Raw genomic sequence first — 21,223 nt, 5'->3', positions numbered from 1 at the left:
ACCCGTTGGCATAATTTATTCAGCCAACGGGTCTGTTTGGATATTAATTAATGGAATAGATGTGCAATGTCAGGATGTGATTTTATTTTACCAGTTTATATGAATACACTTCTCCTTCTACAATGACAGTAAATACATATGCTCCTTTAGGTAGATTGCTTATGTCTATACTGCCTTCCGTTTTGTCCAGTTTACCTTTTAAACGGATTATAGGGTCGTCTATCTTAGTCAGAATATAATCCGCTTTGGACAACTCAATTGCAACCGCATCTGTGAATTTGTATTTCAGTTCGTCTTCAGTCAATATAGTAGCTTCCCAGTCAAATCTATGTGAGATTTTTCCTCTCAGGTCGATGGTAAACGGCTCTCCAATATTCTCCCCGGCCTCATTATAGTATGTCAATCTGAACGTAGATGGATATTTTCTGTTCATATAGGCCGTAAAACATCCCGCATTGACATCTACAAAATATGTGTATGGCACAGGATAATCCGAATCGGTCTGTTCAACAAGAATCTCCGTACAGCCCTCCGTGTTTTTGAATCCTATTTCCACATCGAGATATTCATCATCATCCGCTCGTGTCACTATTGTATTCTTTCTTGGTGACCTTTGCATTGCGTTAAATTCCGTACTGCGTGTATAGCTGTTCATCGATGCTTCCGGTTTTTGCGGAGGGAAAGAATAAAGTCCAAATTCTGCATGCGCATTGGTATATTGGTAGTTTATTCCATAAGTATAATATACATGCTTCAGCCTTACATATCCATCACTCGTTCGTGCATAATTTTCATTTTCAGAAAAATCTCTATAATCATAGTATTCTTTCCATGAACCGTCTTTCATCAATACAAAGTTTCCTGCCGCACCCAATTCTGCCATGTTGTATATGTACTCCTGCAACTCATTTTCATCCGACTGGGACTTTGCTGGTACTTTTTGGACTGTGTTGCTCTTCTGACTTCCTTGGAAAGGTATGACATCTCCTGTAGAGGCAGGAGTTATCTCCGGCAGTCCGGACGAGCCTATACCTGTTGCTATGGGATAATCATTCCATCCGCACATGTCAAAAAAGTCATCCGCACTTTTACCGATATATCTTATCACCGAGCCTTTGGCTATGCCCGGCTGCATAAACAATGTCTCTTCATTTGACGGATCTTTCTTGAACAAGCAGATATATACCATTCTTTAAAGACGAAATGGCATTCTGAGGTATTTCGTTGTCAGAAAACATAACAGCCATCTGCCCATATATGCGGCTCATTGTAGTGTAGTCACAGTCGGGACTTGTTGTGTCGGCCCTGCTCACGGCATCATTGTAGCATTGCAGTGCGCGTGGAGCATCGCCGAGATCACGATAGGTACATCCCAAAAGATAATGGGCCATCATCCGCTCGTTGTCTGAACCGTGACGGTCGTAATATCCTGCTGCCTTTTTCATTATACTGTCGGTTGTGAATGGCAGACAGTTTTCATTCTGTACTTTCGCTTCGAGCATACGGCGTCGCATTATCTCCTCCTGCTTCTTGTCTGTACAACAAGCGGCAAGGAGCCAGACAGCCATGACTATCAACGTATGTTTCATCTACTTGTTTTCTATGTTGTTGCAAGACCTTCTTGCAGATTCGTATACCTGTGGGGCACATCTTTCTATCTTCACTGGTATCGTCTCCACGGCAGCGTCGGTTTCCGTTATCTTTATCCTCACCATACATGCCTTTGTGTTGGGCGGCTTTTGCTGGTCGAAAATGAAGTTGCCTATGCTGTAATAGATGCATCGTCCGCGGTATGTCTCTATGGTTTGCAGCGTATGTGAGTGGTGGCACACCATACAGTCGGCACCGGCATCGATGATGCGTCGGGCTTCGTCGCGTTGCCGGGGATATGGTGTGAGCACATGTTCGGCACCCCAGTGCAGACTGACAATGATGTAGCAGTGGGGATCCCGTTGTCTGAGTGTGGCGATGCGGCAGAGCAACGAGTCGAACGGCTCCTGGCTTACGCAGGGCCGGTCGGGCAGATAAACGTAGTTTTCGAGAGCCAGCCTCAGTGAGGCCAACATGTATACACGCCGCGGGGTGCTGTCGAGCAAAACCTCGCGTGCGGCTTCTTCCATGCGGTTGCCGGCTCCAATGGGCGTCATTCCGCTGCGTTCGATGTTCGCCTTTGTGTCAGTCAGTCCGGCGCGTCCTTGGTCTATGGAGTGGTTGTTGGCAAGATTGAGGTGGGTGAAACCGTGTCTGCGAAGCACATCGAGCCATTCCGGTTCGCCGCGGAACACAAAGCGTTTGAACATGGGCTGCCTGACGGTGGTTGCCGGACATTCCAGGTTGCCCACAACAATGTCCGATGACAGCAGGACAGAGTCGGTGGAGGCCGTGAAGAGGCTCTCCGTCCCGTAATGCCTGATGATGTTACGTACACCCCTGTCGAGCAGGATGTCGCCTGTGATTGTTACGGTGAGTGTGTCGCCGCGTGCCGGCGGCATCCCGGCATGGCCTGTCAAGGCCACCCACGCAACAATCATGCCGGCCGCCACCTTTGTCGTCAACCTGTCTATGCTCAGCATCCTGTACTGTAAAATACGCGCTCATCGTCCTTAGGCAGCTGTTTCAGCGGTACGATTATATCCTTCATCCACTCCTGACGACCCGTATCGGGCGCTTTCTTGAGCATGTCCTGCCATTCCTCGTCGGTAAGCCGTGGCGTACCGAGAGGACGCTTCAGTTCGCGGTAGGAGAATACTGCGCCGCGGGTGATATACAGATAGCCGTCGATTTCTACGACAACGTATATCTCGTCGGCATCGCCCACACCCTCGTACAGTATCGAGCGCCTGTCGGGTGGGTTGTTCAGGGCGTTGGCCGTGTATACGTCGGCTATTACGGCAATGTTCTTGTCGGGGCCTTGCACATTGTCCCAGCTGTCGAGATACTGGTCGGGGTCGCGCAGCATGTCGAGCGAGAGATATTCGAACCGTGAGCCGAGCACACGTATCTGGTCGTATTCCTCGTTGGTGATGCGCTGTTTTTGCAGTTCTTTCATGCTTATTCTGAGCAGGAACTCGGCCTCCTCCTTTACAACTTGCGTCATATGGGCTATCCTCTCCGAACCCAGACGGTGCTCCTCTATCACTCTGGCAGTAGCCTCAAGCAGCTGTATAGCCTTGGTCCAGAATGCCGTGTTAGGCTCGACATAACCCATTGTGACCGGATCCGGCGGACCGGCTCCGCCGCATTCGGCGCCCATGGGTTGCTTGGCATAGAGTATGGCGTCGTGTTTCAGTTCGCTCCATGAGGCCAGTGCCGCATTGAGGCTCTTCTTCTGCCACTCGGGAGTGAGCATGAAGTAAGGCATGTCGGGGTTGGTCTCGCCCAGTGCGGTGAGCGATTCTATCCACCGTGTGGCCACCGTTTCGCTCCATTCTATGCTGTCCATGCGCAGTTTCATGCGCTCGAGAGTCTTCGCGAAACCGCTCCACCGCTCGTTTTCGCCCATTTCCTCGGTCAGTATCCGCTCGGCGGCGCTCCACCGCAAGGCTGCCATCACGTCGAGACCGCGCGGAGTGTCGCGCAGGGTGGTTGCGCTCTTGTAGTCAACCATCTCCAGCAGCACTTCGGCGTCGGGCATGTACCGTTGCGGCATCAGATTGATTTTGCATCGGCTTGTAATTTCAAATTTCGGTCTTATACGTGTCTGCCGCTCTCCGATTTCCTCTATACTTCTGCGCACCCGTGCCATTGCCGACCGCTTTCTGAACAGTTTCTCCACAGTCAGTCCTGTCTTTCCCATCTCTTCCGCGAGTTGTACAACGGTCACATTGTCGGGTGTTCCCATCAGGAATGTTATCGGGCGGTCGATGCGTAGATACAGTCTCATCATGTCCTCGCTGCCGCACAATACGTCGGCCATCATCATGGCACGTTTCAGCTGAAGGTCGCTGTCGGTTCCGAACGGCACGCTCTGCAGCCACATCATGGCACGGAAATAGCGGCCCAGACTGTCGTTGCGGGTGTAATGGCCGCGTGGACGGAACAGAGAGTAGCTGAATCTGACCTCGTCGTAACCGTCGATGAAGTCGGATGTGGCGTCTTCCGCTTCCATTATCTTCTTCATCTCACCGGCCGCCGGCGGGCCGTATCTGCCCGTGGCTACGGTGGCGGTGTCTCCTTTAAGCAGATTCCCGGCAATGGTGAAATAGGCCGAGCAATACTCGGCGGCATCCTTCACATCGCCCGTGCTGACGGCCGCTTTCTCGTCCATGGCCTTTTTCATTGCACGGCACAGGTCTTCGGTGGCACCGAACAGCCCGTTCTGCTCTACCTGGCGCATCATGCAGTCGAAGTAAAGATGGAACAGCTGCATGAAGATGTCGGTGGTGATGAAGTTGGGAAAGACATGGTAGTCGTTGCGTTCGTAGACATGGAACATCTGGCGGTTTTGTGCCGGCACTATTGCAAATCCGTTGCGTGCCAGCCGGTCGTTCAGTTCGTCGGGGCATTCGGCCAGCTGGTACCGGTTGATGATGTTGTCCATGTTCACACGTTCGCCCGCCGCAGTCTTGAAGTTGTGGCGGAGCAGTTCTCGCTCGCGTGTCTTGATGCGTGCCACGAAAGCCTCTTCGGCCTTTGACAGCTTCAGCGGGTTGAGGAAAGCGTCCTGCAGCATGTAGTTGTTGCGCCAGTCGGTGGTGTCGCGTGGAGCGTCGGGGCATTCGGTGGAATCGACTCTGAAGTAGCGCTTCCAGAAAATGTCATCGTACCACGATGTGGCGGAAAACAGGCAGCGAAGTTCAGAGCTGACAAAGGGATAGCCCTGACGTGCGGCAAAGGCATTGCGCAGCACACGCAGTTCGCTGAGCGTGAGTTGCGATATGTCCATGTCGGTGTCGATGTTGCGGTTGAGCTGTTCCACGTCGATGCGTCCCGGTCCGGGAATGACGATCCGGCCCACGGTCTTATTTACGGTATGTGTGCCGTTGTTGTCGATGATGGTTTGCTGTGCCGTTGTTGCCACGGCAAGCAGTGAGGCAAACGCGATTGTGAGTATCTTTTTCATGTTGCGGCTGTTTTTATTGATGGGAGATGTGATGTATGTTTCTCGTTGTGTCTAAGGTCGGATTTCATTCTCCGTTTTCTTGCCGTGGCAGAGCCGGATCTGTCCGGGAAAAAGCCATGCGGGCCGTCTGTTCGTCGGCATTGCGCACGATATATCTGTAGAAGGCAGGTCCGAATCCGTCCCATTCGTATTCTGCCACGACATATATGTTGTCGGATGCGGCTTCAAGGCTGCGTATACGCCCGTCGGTAAAGCGGAAATCGATGAGGCGTCCGCCGAGTTTTGAGCCGAGCCACAACGGGCGTACCAGTCCGTGGTGGTTTTTGAAGATGAACAGCCTGCGTCCCTTTTCGGGATGAAACCGCGTGCCCTTTATTACGCCCACCAGTGCGTCCGTGTTGCCGTCGCCGTCGACATCGCCCGTCTCCAATCTGTATACGGGATAGGGCAGTGCCCATCGGTCGCAGGTGGAGTCAGTGGTGAGGATGAGGTAATGGATGGAAGCGGCCCCCTCAATCCCCCAAAGGGGGACGTCGGGAACACCGCAAATCATCAGAGATATAATCAGTTCGGTCATATCAAACATAATCAAATGCCCCGCAAATCGTAGGGATGCGCTTCTCGGTTTACCCTGCGCACCGGGCTCCTCCCCTTGGGGAGGTCAGGAGGGGCCTCTCTCCCCTTTACAGCAACTTCTCTATCTCCGCCTCCAGGTCCTTTATCTGCACCGAGCGGCTTATGAGGGTGTTGTTGCGGTCGATGAGGAAGAATTCCGGCACGCTGCGCACGTTGTACAGTGCAAGGCATTGGGCGGCCGGGCCGTTGTCGTCGCGCACGCATATCCACGGCAGGGCGGCTGTCTGCTGCTTCCAGAAGTGCTCGTCGGTGTCAGCCGATACCTGATATATTTCCAGTCCGCGGTCGTGATATTTGTTGTACAGTTCGCGCAGTGTAAGTATGCGGGCGGGCGAATCGCCCATGGCAAAGGCATGGAAGTCGAGCAGCACCACTTTGCCCCGCAGCTCTGTCAGACTGCGTTCCCGGCCCTTGTTGTCCGTCAGACGTATGTCTATCAGTCCGGCTTCGGTCACTTTGGCGGGATCTATCGCCTTGTTCTGTCCGGCGGTTACTATTCTCTCGGTCTTCATGCCCTCAATGGCTATGTTGTGCAGATTCTCTCCGCGCACGGCTCCGGGGTAGAACGTATCCCAGCCCGTGGCCACGGCGGCGAATACGCGGATGTCGTCGCGGTTGTTGCGCGGGTTGAAGATGAGAAAGTCGCCAAGGGTCTGGAACAGCGCGAAGTAGGACGATGCGGCCTTGGGATCGGGGAAGATGTAGTCGCGCTTCACCTCTTCCTTGTATGCTGCCACCATCCTCATCAGACTGTCCATGCGCTCCTCGTAGTTCAGGGCACGGTCTCTGTCCAGTGCCATGGCCTTTTGGTGCAGTGCTATCTGCCTGACGGCGAGTTCCTTTATGCGCCGGCAGTCGTCCGAGCCTTCCACATCGTATCCGGTTGCCATCGTGCTGTAGTCGGCCTTTACGGTGATTGTCTCCGTCGAGTCGGCCGCAAGGTTGATTATTCTGTCGGCAATGCGCAGGCGGTAGAACTCGGGGGCGCCTCCGGTCTTGTCGCTGAAACTGAACCCGCCGCTCTCGGTGAGTTTCACCGAGTCGAGCTTTACGGGGCCTTCAAGGCTCATGTTCTCGAAATACAGCACGGAGTCTTTGGCTCCGCTGATGCTGCCCTCTATGTGGAACTTGTCGCTTCCGTCGCATGCCGCCAGTCCTGCTGCGACGATTGCGGCTGCCGCTGTCTTTGCAAAATGTTTCATTTCCATTATCGTAGTATGTTCTTGTTTTTATGCTTTTATCAAAGCACAAAGTTAATCTTTATTTTTTTATTTCAGCAAGGCTATGGTCTGTTTTTCGGTACATAGACGGTAAGTTATGCGGAATGGTATGTGTGTGTCGCTCGAAAGATAAAGATTATTCTGAAAAAACGCATTTCTTTTTTCTCAAACTGGAAACTCCTGAAAGCCATTTTGGCTTCCCTTATGTATGTTTTTATGCATGTCTTCTCGCCGTAAGGGCCTCCCGGCATCGCCATTACGGCCTTATTGGAGTGCAACGAGGCCTGTTTCGCAATGCAACGAGGCCGTTATTGCAAGGTGAAACGGCCCTCTCTGCTTTCTTGACAAAGCCCCGTTTTTGTAACATGCTGATAATCAGCGTTCCCCATTTGGAGCAAAAATCGCGATTTTCGAGGCCTTGCCTGGAAATCGCGATTCGGATGTCGCTTAACATATGTTAAAGTAAAGTTTTTTAAAGAGTAGGTACTCCAAATTAATTATCATCAGATTGTTCGTTATGTGTGTCCGTATTATCATGTTTCATCGGCCGTTCAGCCCTTTACCTTCTTTCCTCAGACATGATAGTACGTACACACAGAGCGGGCTTCTTGTTTGGCGGAAACGTTGGATTTCATCTTTCGTTTTCTCACCATGGCAGAGTTGAGACAAGTCTCACTCTGCTCATCTGGTTTGACGAAAACGTTCCTACGTGTGCGCCCCGAATGGGGCAGCAAGCTCATAGCCCGGGGCAGAGCGAAGCGGCACCCCGGGAATCAAACATCGCCAATCCCCGCGCCTTGAAAGGGCAAAAGCATAAAAACATATGGGATGTAAAAATTGTAAGTGTTTGATAATTAATGCTTTTGCCCTTTCAAGGCGAATGTATGAATCGTGTTGTTCCCGGGGTGCCGCTACGCTCTGCCCCGGGCTATGAGCTTGCTGCCCCATTCGGGGCGATTGTTGACGGGGCGCCTATTGGCACTGTTGGGCTTGCACTTGGATTTGTGCATTCGGGACACCGCTCGGTACATAATCTCATCACGAATATCTGTGCCGTATTCACAGCTTGCTCTTTGTTGAAAACAAGTCCGAGGTATTGCAAGCACATGTGGAAAGTCTGTATCATTATTCCGAGGTTAAATATGGTTAATGTTTTACTTAAAAAGTTATAATCTGTCGTTATAATTGTTATATTTGTCACGATATAAAAGAAATGCTGACGTTTTCGTTAAGCCAAATAAGCAGAGTGAAACTTGTTTCAGCTCTGCCATGGCGAGAGAACGCGCATGAATATGAACCAATTAAAAACTAAATTTTTATGAGAAACATGTTTTTGATTTTAGTCTTTACCTTTCAGTGTGTAGCGGCTTTTCCGCAGTTCAAGGTTCACAGCAACGGCAATGTCTCCATGGGCTTGTCTGCCGGTGTCCCTCTTTCTCGTTTTACGATGTCTGGAGTTGGCGACAGCACGTATAGTTTTTATCTGAGAGACAGACAAAACGGCATTTTCTGTCAGGCAACGGGCAGTGGCAGCAGTGGCAAGTGGCTTTATGGCGCCAACATGTCGAGTGTGGTCAGTAAAAGTTTGAAAATGTTTGTCGGTGTCAGCGGTAATGCCACTTCAAAGGGATGGATAGACAATGAAGCGGGTCGTGCTTTTGGTGTTATGGGTACGGCGGGTAACGCCACCTCCGGCTGGAACTATGGTGTGTTCGGGCGTATTGTAGGCAAGGGCAACGGTGCCGCAGTATATGGAACTACTAATGAACGTGAAAACGGCCGCAAACTGAAAGACCGTTACGCAGGGTATTTCAACGGTAAGGTGTCGGTTCGTGGTGACCTTACGGTAAGAGGATTCATTGACGGTATATTAGTAGGACCGTCGTTGGATGAGTGTACTTCTTTAGTTTTGAGTCCCTTGAGTATGGATGATAATACATCTTCCGTTTCCGATAATATTTCTACTTTTAACATTAAATCAGGTAATATAAATATCCCTGATGATTGGGAACATATTCTTTATGACAGCTTATTATTAAAGGCAAAAGATGATATTACTTCAATGGAAAGGCAATATAAGGACAAGACCCACTATGCCCTGTCGGTGGATGAAGTCGAGGCGGCATATCCCGATTTGGTGTATACCAAAGACAATGGTACGAAAGTGATAAACTATATAGAGATGATTCCTTTGCTTGTCGAGTCGATAAAGGAGCTTCGGGCGCAGATAGTATCTCTTCAGGGTGGCAATAACGGCAGCCGTATGATGTCAGTTCCTAAGAGTAATTCTTCTGTTGGAAATGGCGGTACTTCGGGTATTGGCGGCACAGTGTCGTCTTCCGTAGCGTCGCTCTCGCAGAACGCTCCCAATCCCTTTGTTGACGCGACAGCTGTGCGTATGGTTATCCCCGAGGCGGTGACCGACGCCATGCTTTGCATCTACGACATGAGCGGCAAGCAGATACGTCGCACTGAAATACATGACCGCGGTGAGGTGACGGTATCGGTGACGGCTGAGGGACTGACAGCCGGAATGTACCTGTACAGTCTGATAGCGGACGGCAAGTTGGTGAATACGAGAAAGATGATACTGACAAAATGATACATTCATTTTTCGACGCATGAAAACATTCTTATAATAAATGAAAATGAGGGCTTATGAGATACTTCAATATATTATTGTTTCTTTTTGTCTCGCTGACAATGTCAGCGGCTTTGAAAACGGAAAAGGTGAGTATATCCTTTTCTGAAGAAGATTTTCAGTTGTCTTACGACGAAAAGGGATGTCTGGTGATTGCGCCCGTCAAACCGGCGACCCTGCCGACGAGCAATGAACCGTGTCTGCCTTTGTTCTCAACGGATATCGCCGTTTCCGGTAACAGTCCGTACATATCGTCATATCCTAAGTTTACCAAAAGATTAATCCGGTCAAATGTCCGTGTTGCACAAAGCCCGTTCCCTGTGCCCACTAACAGCGTTCCTGACGCGCCTGTTACGTACTCGGCTCCTTACGCATTGACGGTATATCCTGCGTCAAATTGTAATTATGTGGCATCCAGTGAATGTGGTGACATTACGGTGCTGCATTTTCTTTCATGTCCCTTTGTGTATGACGCGCAAGAGAAAAATCTCTATTTCATAGACTCGATAGAATTGGATATTACATTGGGCAACAGTCAATCCAACAATTCCATGCGACGTGGGTGCATGGATGGCGCAATGATAAAAAGCCTTGTCGAAAATCCCGACGTCGTGGATTCTTTGTTGTCAATACGGGCCGGCGGCCTGTAATGACGTGACAGATCCTATAGATTATGTTATAATAACAAAACGTTCGTTGGTGTCTTCATTCGAGCCGTTGTTGAAATGGAAGCGGATGAAGGGGCTGTATTCCAAGATAATAACGATGGAAGATATCGAATCTGATTATGAGGGTGACGGTATTCAATTAAAACTGAAGAATTGCCTTTATAAACTTTATCGCAACAACGGGCTGCAATATGTATTACTTGGCGGTGACGATACAGTTGTTCCTGTCAGGGGGTGTTATGGTGAAGTAGTAGCCGGTAATACACCAACTAAAGATCTAACAATCCCCACTGATTTATATTACGCTTGTTTCGGAAAGAATTTTGAGTGGGACGGCAATAATAACGGAATATATGGAGAGACGGATGACAATATAAATCTTTATCCGGACATCTATGTTACACGTCTACCTGTTAGGCTGCCTGAACATGTTACGGCTTTTGTCGATAAATTGATATGTTATGAACAAGGACTGCATTGGAATAATAATATTCTGATGTGTGGTAACAAATTGAATGATGATTCTACAAATCCCGATATCAAAAACGCGGAAGTTAGAGGAGACGAGTTGTATTCCAACTACATAGCACCTTATTGGAATGGAATACGGGTAAAGTTCTATGATACATATACAGATTTTCCAACTGGAGCCGATTATGAATTGGACGCTGACAGTCTTACTCATCAGATGTCGTTGGGGTATTCTTTCATGGATATGATAACTCATGGTTCACAATGTTGGTGGATTTTGGAAAAGGGATGGGGATATACAATTAATGAAGGTATGACGCAAAATAATTGTGGTTCAACTATTATAACAACCACAGCTTGTTTGACAAACGCTTTTGACGAATCTGATGAAGGCGGTCCGGCAGACCCTTGTCTTAGTGAAAGTTTGATTCGTAATTCTTCAAGTGGTGTTGTTGCATATCTTGGTTGTTCCAGACAAAATTGGTATCATCTTACATATATTTCTGGCAGTATTGATCTTAAATATGAATCGGCATTTTATAAGAAATTGTTTTCAAACAGCATGGAAGATAAGAATTTTGGCAAGATAGCAGCATTGGCCAAAAGTGCCATGATTTCAAGTTCTTCAATATATAATGCAGAAAGATGGGTACAGTTTGGACTCAATCCTATTGGTGACCCCGAAATGCCAATTTATATTTCAGCCCCGAAACATTTTGAGAGAATAGAATCGATGTATTCAAGTGGTCCTGTTACTATTGACGTCAATCATTACGAATATAACATGTGTGCCATGAGTGCAGATGATGACGGAGCTTCTTATTATAAGGTAGATTACTGCGGCCATGAAATACCGTTAACGGATCTTCCTGTCAACAGTACAATAAGTATAACAAGTCAGGGATATATTCCTGATATTTATAGAGTGTGTCTTATCCAAGGTGAAACAATATCAGATAATAAAGTGTACGATTGTGATATAGTGAAGATAGCAGATACGCTGACTTCTCAAAAGTCTTTCGGACCGGTTGTTATAAAGAGCGGAACAACAACGATCAACGCTTCTGATGTTATCATAGATTCCATAACAGTGGAGCAAGGTGCGGAATTAGTAATAAACAATAAAGAATAGAGAGTTATGAAACACATTAAATTGATATTAATAAGTCTGGTTTGTGTTATTGCAACCATGACCAAGGCTCAGGAGTCAAGTTCGCAGAACAAGTTTTTTGAAGATGGCAAGTCGTGGCTTTGGGCCCGCCATCATTATAAACTCCATGGGGATTCTATTGGATTTTACTATAAGAAAGATACAACTTATTGGACAGAAACAGTTGTAGAAGATACAATAGTGGACGGACACCATGCAAAGAAACTTTTGATAGGTGATTCGTTGGGTGTTCCCAAAGAGCCTCATCATTATAAAATTTATCTGGAAGAGGAAGGGGTTATTTATGAATATGGTTCTCATCCTGAAAATTATGACAGTCTATGCTTTTGTCATTGTATGGATTTTAACTTACATGTCGGTGACTCGGTATATCATAATTCCATTTATGGTTACACATACTTTATGTTTGAGGTTATGAATGAAGAGACGATAAATGTTTGTGGGATTGAACGTCGCAAATTGACCTTGGGGAACAAATTTGGGAATCTTGGCTATTGGGTGGAAGGTATCGGCGCGAACGTACAAGACTGTTATATGCACCCCGGGTGGCCAATTTCAGGTAGTGAAGGCTATTGGTGTTCTATGGTCAAGTGTTTTCAGGATGGTGTATGTATTTTCACGGCGGATGATTTCCTAGCGTCAACAGATGGCATCAAAGATGTGGCAGTGTCGGAAAAGGACAAGGCCCTTTCGGAAGATGCCTCGCTCTACGATTTGAGCGGGCGCAAGGTGACTGGCACACCTCGCCGGGGAATATATATAAAAGGCGGCCGCAAGGTTTTGGTGAAGTGAAATAGTAAAACCGTATAAAATAGAAACGATAGAAGACTCTGCTGTAATCGGTGCATAAATTCCCGGAAAGCCTGCAAATAAAGGGCTTTCCGGGGATTTGTGTTTCTTTCTTGCTGTTCTTTTGCGGGTTCCAAGGCTGTGTCATACCGTCATGTATATAGCGTTGTATACCCTGATAAAGCTTGAATTGGGCATCAAAATGTAGTATCTTTGCATTGTCTTCCGGAAAGACACAGTGATTCAACAATAATTTATAACCATTAAAAACAAAGAAAGGAAAGAGAATTATGGCAGTGCTTTACAGACTTTACCAGAACAACAACTCGGAGAGCAATCATTACAAGAAGTGGTACGGCCGTGCGGTTGCTCTCGGCACGGTGACCACCGACGACCTTGCCGCGGAGATAGAGGCCAACTGTACGGTTAAGCGTGCGGACATCCTTGCAGTGCTTAGCGAACTTGTTGTCGTGATGAAAAAGGAACTTCAGAGTTCCAAGCGTGTGAAACTGGACCGTTTCGGTGCTTTCAAGATAGGCTTGAGCACCATGGGCAGCGACAGCGCGGGCGATTTCAGCGTCAAGCAGAACGTGAAGGGTGTGCATGTGATATTCCAGCCTGAGCTTCGCATCGACGCTACTGGCCGCAGGATACGCTCGTTCCTCGACGGATGCCGTGTGGCTGAGCTTCCTGCGAACGCGGTGGAGAAGGGTGGCACCGGTACCGATGAGCCCGGAAGTGGGACTGAGGTCGGGGCCTGAAAAAGGGTCGCATAGTAAACAATTATTTAATATCCATATTCGATGAAAAATAAGTTCAATTTGTCATTGATACTTAAAGTATTGATAGCAGTGGCAACGGCGGTTCTCGGTGCCACGGGGGCGGTTCAGGCGATGGCCTGACGGTGACGGCAGAGATAATGCGATGATGGCATGCGGGAGTGACGGCCGGTAATTGTGGCTGTTGCTTCCGCATGCCTTGTTTGTGTGGCCAATATATAAAAAGTATCTTTATTTCGAGGTTAAATATAGTTAATGTTTTACTTAAAAAGTTATAATCTGTCGTTATAATTGTTATATTTGTCACGATATAAAAGAAATGCTGACGTTTTCGTTATGCCAAATAAGCAGAGTGAAACTTGTTTCAGCTTTGCCATGGCGAGAGAACGCGCATGAGTATGAACCCATTAAACCAAAAAAACTATGAAAAACCTGTTTTTGATTTTAGTCTTTACCTTTCAGTGTGTAGCGGCTTTTCCGCAGTTCAAGGTTCACAGCAACGGCAATGTCTCCATGGGCTTGTCTACCGGTGTCCCTCTTTCTCGTTTTACGATGTCTGGAGTTGGCGACAGCACGTACAGTTTTTATCTGAGAGACAACCGCAGCGGAATCTTCAGTCAGGCAATGGGCGGTAGCGGCACGTGGCTTTATGGTGGCAACATGTCGAGTGTGGTAACCGCAAGCGGGAAAATGTTTGTCGGTGTCAGCGGCAATGCCACATCTTCAGATGGTATTGATAATAATGTAGGCCGTGCTTTCGGTGTGATGGGTACGGCGGGCAATGCTACATCGGGCTGGAACTATGGTGTGTTCGGGCGTATTGTGGGCAAGGGCAACGGTGCCGCAGTATATGGAACTATATACGAGAAAGAGAACGGCCGCAAACTGAAAGACCGCTATGCCGGCTACTTCAACGGCAAGGTGTCTGTGCGCGGCAATCTAACTGTCAGGGGAATCATTGACGGTATACTAACCTGCCCTTCGCTTGAGGAGTATGTACCTTTGGGTATTTCACATGGTATCCCGTTGTCAGATTCCCATTCCAATTCCGGTTCCGCAGCCGGTGGCATCATGCCTGCTGTTTCCGAGAATCTTTCCACGTTTGTGCCCATAGTGGGTGAACTGCCAGAAGATGGCCTTGGGGATTATGTAAATCGACCGGGTTTGGACTCTACGCTGGTTGCAGTTGATTATACTTCCATGGAGTTACAGTATGACAATAAGAAACATTACGCCCTGTCGGTGGACGAAGTCGAGGCTGTATATCCGGATTTGGTGTATACCAAAGATGACGGGACGAAAGTGATAAACTATATAGAGATGATTCCTTTGCTTGTCGAGTCTATAAAGGAGCTTCGGGCGCAGATAGTATCTCTTCAGGGTGGCAATATCGGCAGCCGTATGATGTCAGTTCCTAAGAGTGATTCTTCTGTTGGAAATGGCGGTACTTCGGGTGTTGGCGGCACGGTGTCGTCTTCCGTAGCGTCGCTCTTGCAGAACGATCCCAATCCGTTTGTTGACGCGACAGCTGTGCGTATGTTCATTCCCGAGACGGTGACCGACGCCATGCTTTGCGTCTACGACATGAGCGGCAAGCAGATACGCAGTGAGGTGATACATGACCGCGGCGAGGTGACAGTATCGGTGACGGCTGAGGGACTGACAGCCGGAATGTACCTGTACAGTCTGATAGCGGACGGCAAGTTGGTGAATACGAGAAAGATGATACTGACAAAGTAGTAGTATTATGGATTATTTTGAATTAAAAAGAATTTGTTGTGTCGCGCTACTGACGATATGCGGTGGTGTTTCCGTATTGTCACAAAATGTAAAAGATGTAGAATCTTATGTAGATAAGGTCGTTTCAGCGAGTGTGGCGGTAACAGGAAATGATACGCTGCATGTCAAGGATGTGTTTGTTACTGATAATGGATTTCTTATGTTGGCGGCTCCAAAATATGTATCTCTTGAAGGTGAATTTGAAGTGGCCAAAGGTGGTTCTCTGTTTGTCGGTAGACCTGTAAAATCATATAAATACGATTATGACCCAAATGGGAATAGAATAGAAGTAACAGTAGTGTATAAATAAATTTTCAATCAGCAGATACAGAGAATTCTTATACTGTTTTGAGGAAATATAGAATGTACACACAAAAAAAATTGATAATGTCTATGAAAAGGTTTTTGTATTTCATCTGTATATTGTTTACATGTAATGTTCAAGTGGAGGCCACTGTGCTTGAAGAGACTGACGGCATTGAAGATGATGACATGTTTAAAGATTGGACGGATGAACAGTATGAAGAATACGAAGATTCCATTTTGGCTAATTTGTATCCTCCTGTGACTGTACAGGAAACAGATACAACTTTATTGGGACAAATCGTTAATACGGACACATCGTCACAACGCTATCCTGTATCTGGTTATAATGTACCGAACGCCGTTGATTTGGACAAGTCCAAGGAGGTGGGGCAAATAGTTATAAAAAGGATACTCACCTACAGGCGCACGGACTTATGAAATACCTATAGAATTATATCCGGGCATGAAAAATTTTCAACCCAGTTTGTCATTGGTATATAATAGCCAACAAGGTAATTCCGTGTGTGGTATGGGGTGGACGATATCCGGATTGCCGATGATTTCACGTAGTGGAAAGTCTATGTATTATGATGGGAAGTCTCAAGGCGTTATTATGGATAATAGTGATTCTTTTCTGTTAAATGGTATCAGATTGATTAAAACAGAAAGGACGAATGCCTATATCCAATACGAATCAGAACAAGGAAATATCAAAGTCGTCGGGTATATAAATATGAAAGAAAATCTAATGAAGTATTTTGAAGTTTACTATCCTGATGGTACTAAAGGAATATTCGGTAGTACATCAAGAACGCATAATTATTTGTTTTATCCGATGATTTCTTTAACTGATCTGAATGGCAACAAAATTAGTTATACATATTCATATTCAAATAATCATTTTAATATAAAGAATATATCTTATAATAACGTCTCTGTAGAATTTAAATATACTACTCGCCAAGACCCGTTATTGTCATATAGCGGAGGTCTGAAGATAAACGGATCAGAGTTGTTGGAAAGTATTGTGTGTAAGCTTAAGGGCGTAGCATTGGGTACATATAAATTGAGTTATTTGACCCGGAATTCTGTTTCGTTATTGAAACAGGTTGACTATATCGCTTCTGAAAAATCTTATAATCCGTTATGTTTTTATTATGGTGACGGGCAAACAGTCTCATTTTATACAAATAGCAATACAAATTTATTGGAACATTATGTTGCAGAGACTCCCAATAATATAAAACTGTTAAAAGGTAGGTTTGACTATGATAATGGATCAGAAGGATTGATATGTCTACCTAATTTGAATCCTTATTGGAAACATCATCGTCATCATACAGCGTTTCGCCATTCTCAAAAAAGATTCGACAATTTATTTACGGGGGATGAAAAAATATTCTTGTTCACAAACTTGAAGGATCGTATGGTGGCTCCTGTGCGTAATCTTCTGACAGAGAAAGGCTTTGTTGATATTCTATGTATGGATATAGAAGGGAACCGTGAGGAGTGTGTTGTAAAAATAAACAATTCTGTTGTCAACAATACAGATCAAATAACATTTGCTGTTTATAATACCCATTATATGGGAATTCCTTTAAACTATACAAGAACGTATAATTTTTCTACAGTATATACTGATGCCGATGGCGGAAAGAGTATACAACCGAAGTTTTATTATACAGGTGATTTTAATGGTGATGGTAAGATGGAAGTGCTCGCTGTTTCCGTGCATCAGCCGTTTGGTGATACAAACAAACCTTCCATATGTTATATTTTTGATTTAGCCAATGATAGAATTTTGTATCAGGACCATTTATTGGCGTATAATGTTGAATTTTTAGGTACAGATCAAACTGACCCTGAAGAAGCAATGAACAAAACAGACCGATTGATGGTAATGGATTATGATGGTGACGGCAAAACAGATATATGTCATATTAATGAAAATGGGACAAATATTTATACGTTTGATGTAGTTAAAGATGTATTGACAGCAAGAAAGGTGGCAACCTATACCAATTTGAAAAAAACTAATTTGATCAATCGAGATGTGATATTGGGAGAATTTAATGGAGATGGACTTATGGATTTGTTGCTTTCTCCTCCAAATACTTCTACTAACGATAATCTCTGGTTTATGTATAATTCTAAAGGAAATGGAGAATTCGATTATTCAAGTTTTGTTGGACCGTATAATAGTAATGCCGATGATAACGGCTTCATTGTACAAGATGTCAACGGAGATGGAAAGACTGACCTAATCAAATACGATACAGATGGTTTTTATACATATCTTGTAAGTAACAATAAGGTTGGTAATGATATATTTTATACAAAATTCCCGTCTTCCAAATCAATTATTGTACCTGCAAATATTAATACTTGCAATAATTCTACACAGTTGGTAAGTTTGAATAAGGATATTGTGACAAAATATTCATTCTCTCGTGATGATGGTAAAGATGTTATGGTTACAGGTATGATAAATAGTTTTGGAGTAGTTGAAAAGAATGAATACCGTTTTATTAACGATGATAGAGGTGGTTTATATACGCAAGGGTCAAATGCTGTTTTTCCTTATGTGAATATATTGGAGCCATTACCTGTTATAGCATCATCTGAGACATATATAAATGGTAATAGAATAGAAAATGACAGATTTCAATATAAGAATGCTGTTTTCCATCAACAAGGGCTTGGCTTTTGTGGATTTGAAATGATGGGTATTTGTGATAAAAGAGAACAATTTACAAATAAAACTTATAGCCCGTATCGTTATTGTGTATTGACAAAGGAAGAATCTCCAACTTACGAGAGGTCATATACTTATGACATAAAAACACTGTCAAACAAAATAGCGAGGATCCGTTTAAAAGCTAAGGTGGAGACTGATTTGCTTAAGAATGTCTCAGCCACCACTTCTTATGAATATGATGATTATGGTTATCCAACAGAAGAAAGCACATCTTATACAGGAAATATAACTGTACATAAGTCCAACACTTATTCGTCGAATCCGGAAGTGGATGACGGATATAATCTTGGATTCTTGACAAATCAGCTTGTCACGGTGACACGTGACGGTTCCTCATATACAGAACGAATGTGCCTTCTTGATTATTCTTCACGTTTACGTTTGTTTAATGTTAGAGCTTACTATAAGAATGGTAAACAGGTTGAAGTGCAAACATACCAATATGACCGTTATGGAAATCCTATATCTGAAATTGTAAAAAAATACACATCTTCTGATGAATTAAAAACGGTATACGAGTATGATTCTAATGGACGTATTTATGCAATCACAAGTCCAATGGAGTTGACAAAGAAATTTTGGTATGATATGTTTGGCAGACTACTGGTAATAGAAGACCATAAAAAAAATCTAACGAGATTTGATTATGATTCTTTTGGACGTAAGATATCCGTGACCTACCCTGATGGTACGACAGAAAAAATCCAGTATGCCTGGTCGTCGACAGGGCCTGATGGACTTTATTCCATTACTCGTATCAATACAGATCAGCGGTCAACAATAGATGTTTATGATGCTTTGAATAGGGAAGTAAGAAATAGTGAAATACGATTTGACGGTTCTGTAATAAGTATTGATAAACTATATGATTCTTACGGTAATTTGGAAAAAGTATCGTTACCGTTTACCGGAAAAGCAGCGTCATTATGGAATACGTATGCTTATGATGCTTATGACCGTATTTTGTCTTGTACAGAGGCTTCAGGTAAAAAGACAGTATATAGTTATAAAGAAAACACAGTGACAACTGTTGCTGATAATATTTCTGTAACAAAGGAATATGATGCACAAGATAATTTGATTTCTGTTAAAGATTCTGCTGGAACTGTAACTTATAATTTGTCAGCAGACGGACAGCTTTCTTCTATTGTGGCTCCGGGAAATGTCGTAACTTCATTTGGCTATGACGAGTACAGAAGACAAACAAGTTTGGTTGACCCGAGTTGGGGAACTATATCATATGAATATGATGCAGCAGGAAATTTGGCAAAAGAAAAATATCCTGACGGTGATATCATCCAAAATGAATATGATTCATATAACAGAGTGGTAAAGACCATTACTCCTGAATTTGTGACTTCCTATGAGTATAATGATATTGGCGAACTTACAGGAATCTCTACAGACAATGGAACGTCGAAATCATTTTCTTATGATGTTTATGGCAGGTTGACTGTTTGTAAAGAAAATGCTGTTGATGGCAAGTGGTTGCAGAAAGAGTATACCTATGCGGATGGTAATGTAAACACAATAAAATACAGAACTCTATCGGGTGTTTTGGCTACAGAAAATTATATTTATTCAAACGGTTATTTGAGCGAAGCCAAATTAAATGGAACAACAACAGTATTCAAGTTGTCTAAAGAAAACTCGTTCCGACAGCCTACGGAAGTGGTTACAGGCAGAATAACACGTAAATATGATTTTACGGCTTATGGATTCCCCTCAGGTAGAAGTGCAAACGGACAGTCAGTCGGTTTACAGAATTTTTCGTATGTATTTGATGTAACGACATCCAATCTGTCATCAAGAAAAGATATGACAAGAGGACTTACGGAAAAATTCGGTTATGATAATTTGAACAGATTGACATCGTATGCAGATAAAGTGACACAGTATGATGTAAAAGGTAATATTACTTGTAAAAGTGATATAGGAACTTTTGAATATACATTTCCACAAAAGCCTTATGCGGTTTCCGGAATGACATTGTCGGGTAGTGACGTTCCGCTGGTTTGTAACCAAAAAGTTACTTATGCTTCTTTCATGCGTCCGATATCAATATGTTATGACAATTGTACTGCAACATTTAACTATAATGGGGAGTATGAACGTGTAAAGATGAATTTATCTCGAAACGGAGATAACATATTGACCCGTTATTATTTGGGAAATTGTTATGAGCTGGATCAAACCTCATATTCATCAAAGGAAAAACTTTATTTGTTTGGTGATTATTACAATGCGGCAGCGGTATATGTAAAGGACGAATCTTCATCGGGGGTATACTATATCCTTCGAGACTATTTGGGTAGCATAACACATGTTGTGGCTTCAGATGGAACTGTAGTTCAGGAATTGAGCTATGATGCCTGGGGACGTTTGAGGAATCCTGTTACTCAACAGGTCTACCAACAGGGACAGGAACCAGAATTGTTCTTAGGGAGAGGATATACCGGGCACGAACATCTTGTTCTGTTCGGACTTATCAATATGAATGCCAGATTATATGATCCTGTATTAGGGCGTTTATTGTCTCCCGATCCTTATATCCAGATGCCGGAAATGTCTCAAAATTTCAATCGGTATACTTATGCTATGAATAATCCTTTGAAATATAATGACCCTGATGGTGAGTTCTTTTTGTTTACAATATTCAATGCCGTTACTGATTTTGTTGGCAATATTTTCAATCATGGTTTTAATGTGAGTCAGTATAACTGGAAGAGAACCGTAAATTCATGGAAAATAGACATGGGTATGTTTAGAGGGAATGTTTGGCAGATTTTGAACAAATGGACATGGGGTGGAGTAAATTCCTTGATAGGTAATATTGTTTCGGAAGGGTATAATACCGTTGGCTATGTTGACGGTGTTACATCGCTGGATGGTATGCTCGCGCTTTCAGGAGCGACCTCCGGTGGACGTGCCTTTACGATAGGT

General features: G+C 44.7%; 16 protein-coding genes. 10 read left to right on the top strand and 6 right to left on the bottom strand.

What is annotated here, in order from left to right; all coding sequences use genetic code 11:
* Positions 1-82: 82 nt before the first annotated feature.
* From HPS55_RS11875 to HPS55_RS11850, 6 genes are all read right to left on the bottom strand, one after another.
* Positions 83-1,108, bottom strand: a complete 1,026-nt coding sequence (locus HPS55_RS11875; protein ID WP_172174813.1) for a T9SS type A sorting domain-containing protein — start codon at positions 1,106-1,108, stop codon at positions 83-85.
* A gap of 40 nt (positions 1,109-1,148) precedes the next feature.
* Positions 1,149-1,589, bottom strand: a complete 441-nt coding sequence (locus tag HPS55_RS11870; RefSeq protein ID WP_172174816.1) for a hypothetical protein — start codon at positions 1,587-1,589, stop codon at positions 1,149-1,151.
* Positions 1,590-2,573: a CapA family protein gene (locus tag HPS55_RS11865; protein WP_172174819.1), complete on the bottom strand. Its 984-nt coding sequence runs from the start codon at positions 2,571-2,573 to the stop codon at positions 1,590-1,592. It abuts the gene before it with no gap.
* Positions 2,567-5,062 (bottom strand): DUF3160 domain-containing protein, encoded by a 2,496-nt coding sequence (locus HPS55_RS11860; protein WP_172174822.1) that lies wholly within the window; start codon positions 5,060-5,062, stop codon positions 2,567-2,569. Before HPS55_RS11860 ends, HPS55_RS11865 begins: the two co-directional genes overlap by 7 nt.
* Before the next feature lie 64 nt (positions 5,063-5,126).
* Positions 5,127-5,639, bottom strand: a complete 513-nt coding sequence (locus HPS55_RS11855; protein WP_216653105.1) for a hypothetical protein — start codon at positions 5,637-5,639, stop codon at positions 5,127-5,129.
* Between the two features lie 106 nt (positions 5,640-5,745).
* Positions 5,746-6,900 carry a TlpA disulfide reductase family protein gene (locus tag HPS55_RS11850; RefSeq protein ID WP_172174825.1) on the bottom strand — a complete coding sequence of 385 codons (1,155 nt, stop codon included), beginning with the start codon at positions 6,898-6,900 and terminating at the stop codon, positions 5,746-5,748.
* 1,336 nt (positions 6,901-8,236) lie between these two features.
* Here HPS55_RS11850 and HPS55_RS11845 point away from each other — a divergent pair.
* The 10 genes from HPS55_RS11845 to HPS55_RS11800 form a co-directional block, all read left to right on the top strand.
* The gene (locus HPS55_RS11845; protein WP_172174828.1) at positions 8,237-9,520 is read left to right on the top strand and encodes a T9SS type A sorting domain-containing protein; all 1,284 of its coding nucleotides are present in this window, start codon (positions 8,237-8,239) and stop codon (positions 9,518-9,520) included.
* Between the two features lie 56 nt (positions 9,521-9,576).
* Positions 9,577-10,209 (top strand): hypothetical protein, encoded by a 633-nt coding sequence (locus HPS55_RS11840; protein WP_172174831.1) that lies wholly within the window; start codon positions 9,577-9,579, stop codon positions 10,207-10,209.
* A 4-nt stretch (positions 10,210-10,213) separates the two neighbouring features.
* A complete protein-coding gene (locus tag HPS55_RS11835) occupies positions 10,214-11,830 on the top strand; it encodes a C25 family cysteine peptidase (RefSeq protein ID WP_172174834.1) in 1,617 nt (538 codons plus the stop codon).
* Between the two features lie 6 nt (positions 11,831-11,836).
* The gene (locus HPS55_RS11830; protein WP_172174837.1) at positions 11,837-12,661 is read left to right on the top strand and encodes a hypothetical protein; all 825 of its coding nucleotides are present in this window, start codon (positions 11,837-11,839) and stop codon (positions 12,659-12,661) included.
* Positions 12,662-12,948: 287 nt separating this feature from the next.
* Positions 12,949-13,419, top strand: a complete 471-nt coding sequence (locus tag HPS55_RS11825) for an HU family DNA-binding protein (RefSeq protein ID WP_172174840.1) — start codon at positions 12,949-12,951, stop codon at positions 13,417-13,419.
* Positions 13,420-13,461: 42 nt separating this feature from the next.
* Positions 13,462-13,560, top strand: coding sequence for a smalltalk protein (locus HPS55_RS14390; protein ID WP_172174843.1), 99 nt, complete (start codon positions 13,462-13,464; stop codon positions 13,558-13,560).
* Positions 13,561-13,860: 300 nt separating this feature from the next.
* Entirely contained in the window at positions 13,861-15,177 is a 1,317-nt protein-coding gene (locus HPS55_RS11815) for a T9SS type A sorting domain-containing protein (protein ID WP_172174846.1), read from the top strand.
* Between the two features lie 7 nt (positions 15,178-15,184).
* Positions 15,185-15,526 carry a hypothetical protein gene (locus HPS55_RS11810; protein WP_172174849.1) on the top strand — a complete coding sequence of 114 codons (342 nt, stop codon included), beginning with the start codon at positions 15,185-15,187 and terminating at the stop codon, positions 15,524-15,526.
* 83 nt (positions 15,527-15,609) lie between these two features.
* Positions 15,610-15,960, top strand: a complete 351-nt coding sequence (locus HPS55_RS11805) for a hypothetical protein (protein ID WP_172174852.1) — start codon at positions 15,610-15,612, stop codon at positions 15,958-15,960.
* A 25-nt stretch (positions 15,961-15,985) separates the two neighbouring features.
* Positions 15,986-21,223: RHS repeat-associated core domain-containing protein (locus HPS55_RS11800; RefSeq protein ID WP_172324979.1), on the top strand; the 5,238-nt coding region annotated here is incomplete at its 3' end.

Origin of the sequence: Xylanibacter rodentium, from assembly GCF_013166575.1 — a bacterium.
Lineage (GTDB): Bacteria > Bacteroidota > Bacteroidia > Bacteroidales > Bacteroidaceae > Prevotella > Prevotella rodentium.
Note: the sequence above shows the minus strand (reverse complement) of the source record. Positions and strands in the feature narration are given on the sequence as shown.